Annotated in this window: 7 protein-coding genes and 2 pseudogenes; 4 read left to right on the top strand and 5 right to left on the bottom strand. The window is 72.9% G+C overall.

The features are described 5' to 3' along the window. Positions 1–101: 101 nt before the first annotated feature. Entirely contained in the window at positions 102–317 is a 216-nt protein-coding gene (locus ACFXBC_RS34130) for a dodecin (protein WP_385033672.1), read from the bottom strand. 215 nt (positions 318–532) lie between these two features. Here ACFXBC_RS34130 and ACFXBC_RS34125 point away from each other — a divergent pair, with 215 nt between their 5' ends. Beyond that, positions 533–1,810, top strand: coding sequence for an extracellular solute-binding protein (locus tag ACFXBC_RS34125; RefSeq protein ID WP_385033669.1), 1,278 nt, complete (start codon positions 533–535; stop codon positions 1,808–1,810). Here ACFXBC_RS34125 and egtD read toward each other — a convergent pair. The 4 genes from egtD to egtA are packed head-to-tail and all read right to left on the bottom strand — an operon-like array spanning position 1,785 to position 6,077. Further along, entirely contained in the window at positions 1,785–2,756 is a 972-nt protein-coding gene (gene egtD, locus ACFXBC_RS34120; RefSeq protein ID WP_385033666.1) for an L-histidine N(alpha)-methyltransferase, read from the bottom strand. The genes ACFXBC_RS34125 and egtD overlap by 26 nt on opposite strands. Next, the gene (gene egtC / locus ACFXBC_RS34115; RefSeq protein ID WP_385033663.1) at positions 2,753–3,526 is read right to left on the bottom strand and encodes an ergothioneine biosynthesis protein EgtC; all 774 of its coding nucleotides are present in this window, start codon (positions 3,524–3,526) and stop codon (positions 2,753–2,755) included. Before egtC ends, egtD begins: the two co-directional genes overlap by 4 nt. After that, positions 3,526–4,827, bottom strand: coding sequence for an ergothioneine biosynthesis protein EgtB (gene egtB / locus ACFXBC_RS34110; protein WP_385033660.1), 1,302 nt, complete (start codon positions 4,825–4,827; stop codon positions 3,526–3,528). The genes egtC and egtB overlap by 1 nt, the downstream gene beginning before the upstream one ends. Then, a complete protein-coding gene (egtA, locus tag ACFXBC_RS34105) occupies positions 4,824–6,077 on the bottom strand; it encodes an ergothioneine biosynthesis glutamate--cysteine ligase EgtA (RefSeq protein WP_385033657.1) in 1,254 nt (417 codons plus the stop codon). Before egtA ends, egtB begins: the two co-directional genes overlap by 4 nt. A 319-nt stretch (positions 6,078–6,396) precedes the next feature. Between egtA and ACFXBC_RS34100 the strand changes: the two genes are divergently transcribed. The 3 genes and pseudogenes from ACFXBC_RS34100 to ACFXBC_RS34090 all read left to right on the top strand — a co-directional run. Then, positions 6,397–7,476 carry a glycosyl hydrolase family 18 protein gene (locus ACFXBC_RS34100; protein ID WP_385033655.1) on the top strand — a complete coding sequence of 360 codons (1,080 nt, stop codon included), beginning with the start codon at positions 6,397–6,399 and terminating at the stop codon, positions 7,474–7,476. A 107-nt stretch (positions 7,477–7,583) separates the two neighbouring features. Beyond that, positions 7,584–8,204 (top strand): annotated as a pseudogene (locus tag ACFXBC_RS34095) (beta-ketoacyl synthase N-terminal-like domain-containing protein); the annotation flags it as partial. Positions 8,205–8,400: 196 nt separating this feature from the next. Further along, positions 8,401–8,937, top strand: a pseudogene (locus ACFXBC_RS34090) (3-oxoadipyl-CoA thiolase); the annotation flags it as partial. Positions 8,938–9,151 lie beyond the last annotated feature (214 nt).

Genomic DNA, 9,151 nt, shown 5'->3' with positions numbered 1-9,151 from the left:
AAACCGGTCGCGAGCATATCGCAGAGCACACCAATGGTTAAACCCCGGTCCCGGGCGCCAAAACCCCGGGCGCCCGCCACCCCGCGGGGGAATGCGGCGGGTCACCCCTCGTCCTCCAGCCGGAAGCCGACCTTCAGGCCGACCTGGTAGTGCTCGACCTGCCCGTCCACGATCTGCCCGCGGACCTGGGTGACCTCGAACCAGTCGAGTCCCCTGAGTGTGCTGGACGCGCGCCCCAGGCCGTTGCGGATGGCCTGGTCCACGCCCTCGTGCGAGGTGCCGACGATCTCCGTCACCCGGTAGGTGTGCTCCGACATGACCCGCTCCTTTCGTCGCCTCCTTCCACGGTGCCGTACGGAGCCGGACTCCGCGCGGCGCCCGCCCGGTCCGGGCGATCGCCGGAAGCCGCCCGGTCCCGGAGGCCCCAGGCTTGACCCGGGGGATTGGTCTGTACCAAAATTCAGCCAACCCGTTCAAGCCGTCCGCGCTTCCCCCACGTCGGGTCATGAACTGCCGTGTCCTTACGACAGAGGTGACCTCCGTGAAGAACCACCCCGGCCTGCGCTGCGCCGCCCTGCTCGCCGCCACCGCACTCGCCGCGACCGCGCTCACCGGCTGCGGATATCTGCCGGGTACGGGGGACAGCACCACCACCGTCACGGTGTGGCTGATGAAGGGAAGCGCGTCGGACGGATTCGTCCAGCGTTTCACCCGCGCGTACGAGAAGGAGCACAAGGACACCAGGCTCGACGTCCGGATCCAGGAGTGGGGCGGAATCGGCGCCAAGGTCACGGCCGCCCTGCGGTCCGGCAACGGCCCCGACCTGATCGAGGTCGGCAACACCCAGGTCGCGATGTACGCGGAGAGCGGCGGGCTGCGCGACCTCACCCTGGAATCGGTCCGGGACCTCGGCAGCAAGGACTGGCTGCCCGGTCTCGCCGATCCCGGCAGCATCAACGGAGCCCAGTACGGGGTCCCCTGGTACGCGGCCAACCGGGTCGTCATCTACAACAAGGACCTGTTCAGGCAAGCCGGGATCACCGGGGTGCCGAAGACGCGTACGCAGTGGATCAAGGACACCGAGGAGCTCAACAGCGGCGACCGGCAAGGCATCTACCTCGCCGGACAGGACTGGTACACCCTCTCGGGATTCATCTGGGACGAGGGCGGGGAGCTGGCCGAGGAGTCCGGCGGCAATTTCACCGGCGCCATCGACAGCCCGGCCGCGATCAGGGGCATGGACTTCTACAAGGAGCTCCAGAGCCTCGGCAAGGGGCCCAAGAACGCGGACGAGGCCCACCCGCAGCAGGCCGATGTGTTCGCGCGCGGTGACGTGGCGCAGATGATCGCAGTGCCCGGAACGGCGCAGACCATCCTCAAGGAGAACCCCCGGCTCAAGGGCAAGCTCGGCTTCTTCCCGATCCCCGGCAAGACGGCGGCCAGGCCGTCGGCCGTCTTCACCGGCGGCTCCGACCTGATCATCCCGGACAAGGCCCGCCACGGCGACGCGGCTGTCGGGGTCGTCGAGGCCCTGGCCGGACGCGAGTGGCAGACCGAGCTGGCCAGGACCATGAGCTACGTCCCCAACAAGACCACGCTCGCGGGTGTGGTCAAGGGCGAGGAGGGGACGGCCGCGATGGCCGCGGGCGCGGCACGCGGCCGTGCCACCCCGAACTCGCCGCGCTGGGCGGCGGTCGAGGCAGACAACCCGATCAAGCCCTATATGACGGAGGTGCTCACCGGACAGGACCCGCACGAGGCCGCGAAGAAGGCCTCGAAGCAGCTCACGGGCGAACTGGTGGACCGCTGAGCGACAGCGCGAACTGCCCGCCGGAATCCGTCCACCAGTGGCGCAGCGGCATGCCCGCGGCGGCCAGTTCGCTCCGCACCCGCTCCTCGCGGAACTTCGCCGACACCTCCGTCCGCATCTCCTCGCCCGCGGTGAACGGCACCGCCAGATCCAGCTCGGGGATCTTCACGGTGAACGCCCGGCGCGCCCGCAGCCGCATCTCGATCCACTCGTTCTCGCGGTCCCAGACGGCGACATGGTCGAAGGCGTCCGGATCGAAGTCGGCCCCCAGCTCCCGGTCGATGACGCTCAGCACGTTCTTGTTGAAGGCGGCGGTGACACCGGCCGCGTCGTCGTACGCCGGGACCAGGACGCTCTCGTCCTTGACCAGGTCGGTGCCGAGCAGCAGCTGGTCGCCCGGTTCGAGCAGGCTCCGTACGGAGCGCAGGAACGCGCCCCGTTCGGGCGGCAGCAGATTCCCGATGGTGCCGCCCAGGAAGACGACGAGCCGGGGGCCCGGGGCCGCCGGCAGCGCCAGTTCGCGGGTGAAGTCCGCGATCAGCGCGTGCACGGTGAGCCCCGGCCGCTCGGCGAGCAGCGCATCGGCCGCCGCGGTGAGCGCGCTCCCGCTCACATCCACCGGGATGTACGCCTCAAGGGCGGGCAGCGCGTCGAGCAGATGCCGGGTCTTCTCGGACGAGCCCGACCCGAGTTCGATCAGGGTGCGCGCCCCGGTGGCCTCCGCGATGTCGCCCGCGCGGGCGAGCAGGATCTCCCGCTCGGCCCTGGTCGGGTAGTACTCGGGCAGCGCGGTGATCTCCTCGAAGAGCTCACTGCCCCGGGCGTCGTAGAACCACTTGGGCGGCAGGGTCTTGGGCGTACCGGTCAGCCCCTGGCGCACGTCCGCGCGCAGTGCGGCGTCCGTCGCGTCCTCGGGCAGGGTGCGGGTCAGCTGGAAGGGACTCACGCCGTGTGCTCCTTGAGGGGGGTCAGCTGGACATCGGTGCGGCTCGCCACGAGCAGGGTGCGGTCGGGGACCTCGCGCCAGCCCGGTGCGTCGTCGTACGGCTCAGAGGCGACGACCGTACGGCGGGACGCCCCGGTGGCGGCGCCGGGCTCCGTGCGATACCAGAGGGTGTCGCCCCAGGCCGTGGCGGCGATGGCGGCGCCGTCGGTCATCAGCAGATTGAGCCGCGAGCCGGGCGCGGCCGCCGCGAGGTCGGTGACCGTGTCGGCGAGCGCCTGGCCGGGCGGGTCGCCCTCCCGCAGCCGGTGCAGGACGAGCGCCCAGATCAGCGCGGAGTCGCAGCGGGCCGCCATCCCGAGCAGTTCGGCGGCCGGGAGCGTGGCGGCGAGCGGTGCCGCGCTCACCGGCCAGCCGGTGAGCGCCCCGTTGTGGCTGAACAGCCAGGGCCCCGCGGCGAACGGCGCCGCCGCGGCCTCGCCGTCCGCGCCCGCCTCGGTGGCGTCACGGACCGCGGCCAGGACCGCCCCGCTGCGTACGACCCGCGCCAGATCGGTGAAGGAGAGATCGGACCAGATCGGTCCTGCGCGCCGGTAGCGTGCGGGCACCGGGTCGCCTTCGGCGTACCAGCCGACACCGAACCCGTCGGCGTTGACCGTCCCGTGCCGCTGTCTGCGCGGCTCCCAGGACTGGCGCACCAGCGAGTGCCGGGGCCGCACCAGCACGTCGCCGAGCGGCTCCGGCGGCCCCAGGACAGCGATATGACGGCACATCAGGCATCCCTCGCGGTCCGGAACCCGGCGAAGATCTGACGGCGCACCGGCAGGTCCCAGTTGCGGAAGGTCGCCCGGCAGGCGACCTCGCCGACGGAGAACGCGCCGCCGCGCAGCACCTTGTGGTCCGGGCCGAAGAACACCTCCGAGTACTCGCGGTAGGGGAAGGCGGCGAACCCCGGATAGGGCAGGAAGTCGCTGGACGTCCACTCCCATACATCGCCGATCAACTGCCGTACACCCAGAGGGGATTCACCCTCCGGATAGCTGCCGGCCGGAGCGGGCCCGAGATGGCGCTGCCCCAGGTTGGCACGTTCCGGTGTGGGGTCCTGGTCGCCCCAGGGGTAGCGGTACGAGCGGCCGGTCGCCGGGTCGTGGCGTGCGGCCTTCTCCCACTCCTCCTCGGACGGCAGCCGCCGCCCCGCCCAGCGGGCATAGGCGTCCGCCTCGTACCAGCTCACATGGAGCACCGGCTCGTCTGGCGCCACGGGCTCCACGGCGCCGAAGCGGCGGCGCAGCCACTGGCCGCCCTCCCGGTGCCAGAACAGCGGCGCGGACAGCTCGTGTCCGCGGACCAGGTCCCAGCCCTTCTCCGTCCACCAGCGCTCGTCGCGGTATCCGCCGTCCTCGATGAACCGCAGGAACGCGCCATTGATCACCGGGGCGGTGTCGATGCGGAAGGCCGGCACGAGCCGCTGGTGCGCGGGGCGTTCGTTGTCCAGCGCCCAGGGCTCGTCCGAAGTGCCCATGGTGAACGGGCCTGCGGGGACCAGGACTTCGTCCGGCAGGCCGGTGCTGTCGGTGCGCGGCGGCGCGGGGGCGGTCAGCGCGGTGGGGCCGCTGCGCAGCTGGTGGGTGATGAGCATCGTCTCGTCGTGCTGCTGCTCGTGCTGGGCGATCATGCCGAAGGCGAATCCGGCGTCGACCAGCGGCCGGCCTTGCAGCGGGGCGCTCTCCAGTACGTCGATGACCCGGCCCCGTACGTCCGATGCGTAGCGGCGTGCCTCGGCGGGCTGGAGCAGCGGCAGCGAAGGACGGGTGGCCCTCGGGTGCTCGAAGGCGTCGTAGACCGAGTCGATCTCCGGGCGCATCGCCTCGCGTCCCGCGACGGCCCGCAGGAGCCACTGCTCCTCCTGGTTGGAGATATGAGCCAGATCCCAGACGAGGGGGGACATCAACGGCGAGTGCTGCGCGATGAGTTCGCTGTCCTCGACACAGTCCGTCAGCGCGCTGGTCCGGCTGCGCGCCGCGGTGAGCGCGTCGAGCGCGCTGCGGCGCACGGCGGTGGGGTCGGCGGTCATGAGCGGTGATCCTTCCCGTGGTCGGGATCGAGCAGATCGTCCGCGGGGCACCTGCCCCGCGCGACATAGCGGTCGGCGAAGGCGGCGACCGCGTCCCGTACGGCGGTGGAGGCCCCGAGCCGGGGGAGCGCCTCCTGCGCGGCGGCGAAGCAGAGCGCCGCCGCCGCGCGCAGCTCCGGATCGGCGAGACCGGTCCGCGCCGCGGTCTCCCAGAGCGGATTGCGCGGCGCCGGTGACCTGCCTGCGGTCTCCGCGAGGGGTTTGACGGCGCGGTACACGGTCTCGGCCGCGGCCGGGTCGTCGAAGAGGGCGGCGGTCACCGCGAGCGGCACCGTCCAGCCGTGCTCACCGGACTGTGCGTCGATCATGCGCAGTTCGAGATGGCCGCGCGGCCGTACAGGAGGGAAGAGCGTGGTCAGGTGGTAGTCCAGATCCTCCCGGGTCGGCGGCCTGGGCAGCCCGGTGCGCAGCCACTGCCGGAAGGAAAGGTCATCGGGCACCGGCCACGGCCCCGCATCGGCGCGGATGCACATCACCGGAGCATCCAGCACATGCGCGGCCCAGGCCGCCCGGGGCTCCGGCCCTTCGCCGGGCGCCAGTGAGCGCACCGGGTCGAGATCGGCCCACTGGGACTGCCGGGTGGAGAGCCAGCCGGTGGTACGGCGCTGGCGGTGCGGCGAGTTGGCGAACGCGGCCACCAGCACCGCGCCCAGCAGATGCGCGAGCTTCCAGCGCCTGCCGTAGCCCAGCGGACCCGGCTCGGCGTGCCCCGCGTCCAGGCAGACCTGGATGGAGGCCGAACCGCACATCATCGAGCGGCCGGCTGTCCCGTGCCGGTCGAGATACGTCTCCATCGCGTCGTAGCGCGGTTCGCGCAGCAGCCTGCGCGGCGGATGCCAGGGGTCCTGTCCGAGGCCGGTGAGCACCAGCCCCTCACCGCGCAGCGCCGCACGCACCGCGGCCAGGTCGGCCGAGACCGAGTCGACGCACTCGGTCAGTGACGCGGCGGGCTGCGAGCTGAGCTCCAGTTGCCCGCCGGGTTCGAAGGTGAGCGCGGAGACGAGCGGCAGGGCGCGCACCACCGTCTGCGCCTGCCCGATCCGGTCCTCGGAGACCGGCGAATCGGGGCGGTGCACATCGTGCACGAGCCATTCGAGTTCGACACCGACCGTACGGGGCGGTCCGGTCTTGAAGCAGATACATCGGAGCAGGTGCTCCGCGTCCACCTCGGTCAGCAGCGGCATGGTCATGATCGGCTCCTCGTGGTGAAGATACCTTCAGCCCTTGTCGGGTGCCTTTCGGAAAGCGCTCCGTACCACCTAAGCCACTGCACCCGCCGGGCACAAGAGCGCCCCGGGCGGCCCGGATCGCCGCGGCCCGCGGGGGATTTTCCAGGGCCTCGTCCGGCGGGGCCGCATCCGCCGTACGCGGCTCGGCCGGACGAGGCGAGTCCGTCATGAGCCGGGCCGGCCGCTGTCGTCACCCTGATACGCCGTCATCCGGGTCATCGAGGACCTGGACGGACCAGCCCGCGGGGCGGGACCCTGTAACCGGCGCCACCCTCTGCCCATGATCACTGCGCGTGCCTCCCGCACGGCCCGTTCGGCGACGGGCCTCGTCTGCGCCCTCGCCCTGGCGCTCCCCACGACCGCGGCCGCCGCGAGCCCGCACGCTTCTCCGGACACCGGCGGCCCCCACCGCACCGCTTCGGCCTGGCTGCCCTACTGGGACCAGGAGGCCGGTTACCAGGACGCCCTGCGCCACGCCGGTCAGCTGCACACCGTCAGCCCCTTCTGGTACAAGGCCGCGGCGGCGGACCGTACCGAAGGGCACCCCGGCGCGGGCGACACCCGCATCATCGGCGGACTGCACAGGGCCGGGATCAAGGTCGTCCCCACGGTCATGGACATGGACACCATGAAGGCAGGGGAACTGGCGGACATCCTCACCACACCCGCCCTGCGCGCCGCGCACACCGCCGCCCTGGTCCGGCTCGCCCGCGGCCACGGCTACGACGGCATCGACCTCGACTACGAGACGATCACCACCACCCCCACCGCGCGGTACCGGAGAGTGCGCTCCGCCTACGCGGCCTTCGTCACCGGCCTCTGCGCGAAGCTGCACGCCGTGCGGAAGCAGTGCGTCGTCACCGTCTCGCCCCAGACGGCCAGCACGGGCCGTATCTGGGACTACGCGGCGATCGGCCGGGCCGCCGACCGGATGCGCATCATGGCGTACGACCTGCACTGGTCAGGCGGCCCGCCGGGACCGCTCTCCAGCACGGCCTGGTACGACGAGATCCTGCGCCGGGCGACCGCACTGGTCCCCGCCGCCAAGATCGAGACGGCGCTGCCCGGTTACGGCTGGGACTGGCCGGCCGACGGCAGCCGGGCGGCCCGGCACGTGACCTGGAAGCAGGCGGAGGCGCTGCGCCGCAAGGTGGGCGCGCCCTACGCCCTCGACCCGGATTCGGGCACCCCGCACTTCACGTACCGGGACGGGAAGGAGCTCAGGACCGTCTGGTACCAGGACGCGCGGGGGGCTGCCGTGCAGCTGGCCGCCGTGCGCAGGTACGGGGTGCGCGGCACCTCGCTCTGGGCACTCGGCTTCGAGGACCCGGGCCTCTGGAAGGTGTTCGCGGGGCAGTGAGCGCCAACGGGCGTTGACAGGGCGGGAAGGCGGACAGAGACTCGGGCGGTAACCCGTCTTGAACGATCGTTCACCTGGCGAACGACCGGGTGGCTGGGAGTGGTCCGATGAGCATCCGCGACGTCTACATCGTCGACGCAGTCCGCACCCCGGTCGGGAAGTTCGCGGGGGCACTGGCCGGGGTGCGCCCCGACGACCTTGCGGCCCACGTGGTCAGGTCGCTCGTGGAACGCGCGCCGGACCTCGACCCCTCCCGTATCGACGACGTGTACTTCGGTGACGCCAACGGCGCGGGCGAGGACAACCGCGATGTGGCCAGAATGGCCGTGCTGCTGGCGGGGCTTCCGGTCTCCGTCCCCGGCGTCACCGTCAACCGGCTCTGCGGCTCCGGACTCGAAGCCGTCATCCAGGCCGCCCGCGCCATCGCGGTGGGCGACGCGTCGGTGGCCGTCGCGGGCGGGGTCGAGTCGATGTCGAGGGCCCCCTGGGTGCTGCAGAAACCCGAACGGGCCTTTCCGGCCGGGCACCAGCAGTTGCACTCCACGACGCTCGGCTGGCGGATGACCAACCCGCGGATGCCGGACGAGTGGACCGTCCCGCTCGGTGAGGGCGCCGAACTCATCGCCGACAAGCACGGCATCACCCGGGAGCAGCAGGACGCCTTCGCGCTGGCCAGCCACGCCAAGGCGGCCGCGGCCTGGAACGCGGGCCGCTACGAGGCGGAGGTGGGGGCGGGACCCCGCGGCCGAGACCACACAGGGGCCGTGGGTGTGGACCGCAGCGGCGGGGGGGGCGGCGGGACCGGCGGCGGGGGGGGGGGGGGGGGCGCCCGCCGCGCCCCCCCCCCCCCCCAGGGGGCCCGCGGCCTGCACCCCCGCCCGATCCGCGGCGGGGGTCGCCCCCACCGCGGCCCCCCACAACGACCGCCACGAGTGCGTTCGCGCCGGGTCCAGCATGGAGGCGCTCGCCCGGCTCAAGCCGGCCTTCCGCACGGACGGCACCGTCACGGCGGGCAACGCGTCGCCGCTCAACGACGGTGCTGCCGCCCTGCTGCTGGTCGACGACGAGGGGCTGCGCGCCACCGGCCGGGAACCGCTCGCGCGCATCCGCGCGTCCGCGGTGACCGGTGTCGAGCCGCAGCTCTTCGGACTCGGCCCGGTCGAGGCGGTCCGCCGGGCCCTCGCCAAGGCGGACAGGGGATTCGGCGACCTCACCACCTTCGAGCTGAACGAGGCGTTCGCCGCCCAGTCGCTCGGCTGTCTGGCCGCCTGGCCGGAACTCGACCCGTCCGTCGTGAACCCGCTCGGCGGCGCCCTCGCGATCGGCCACCCGCTCGGCGCGTCGGGGGCCCGGATCGCCGGGTCGGTCGCACACCAGCTGGCCGCTGCGGGCTCGGGCACCGGCCTCGCGGCCCTGTGCATCGGCGTCGGCCAGGGGCTCGCGCTCGTACTCGAACGCTGAGCCTGCGCCGAGAGGCGCAGACGGCGCCGGGCGGGGCGAGGCACGGAGGGCGCCGGGCGGGGCGAGGCACGGAGGGCGCCGGGCGGGGCGAAGCGCAGACGGCGCCGGGCGGGACGAGGCACGGACGGCGTCAGGAGGAGCGAGCCACGGACGGCGTGGGGGGGGGGGGGGGGGCGGGCGAGCGCCCGCGCGCCGACAGCGGCCCGCCCGGCCC

Origin of the sequence: Streptomyces sp. NPDC059398, assembly GCF_042751845.1 — a bacterium.
Lineage (GTDB): Bacteria > Actinomycetota > Actinomycetes > Streptomycetales > Streptomycetaceae > Streptomyces.
This window is presented reverse-complemented; position numbering and strand designations above follow the sequence as displayed.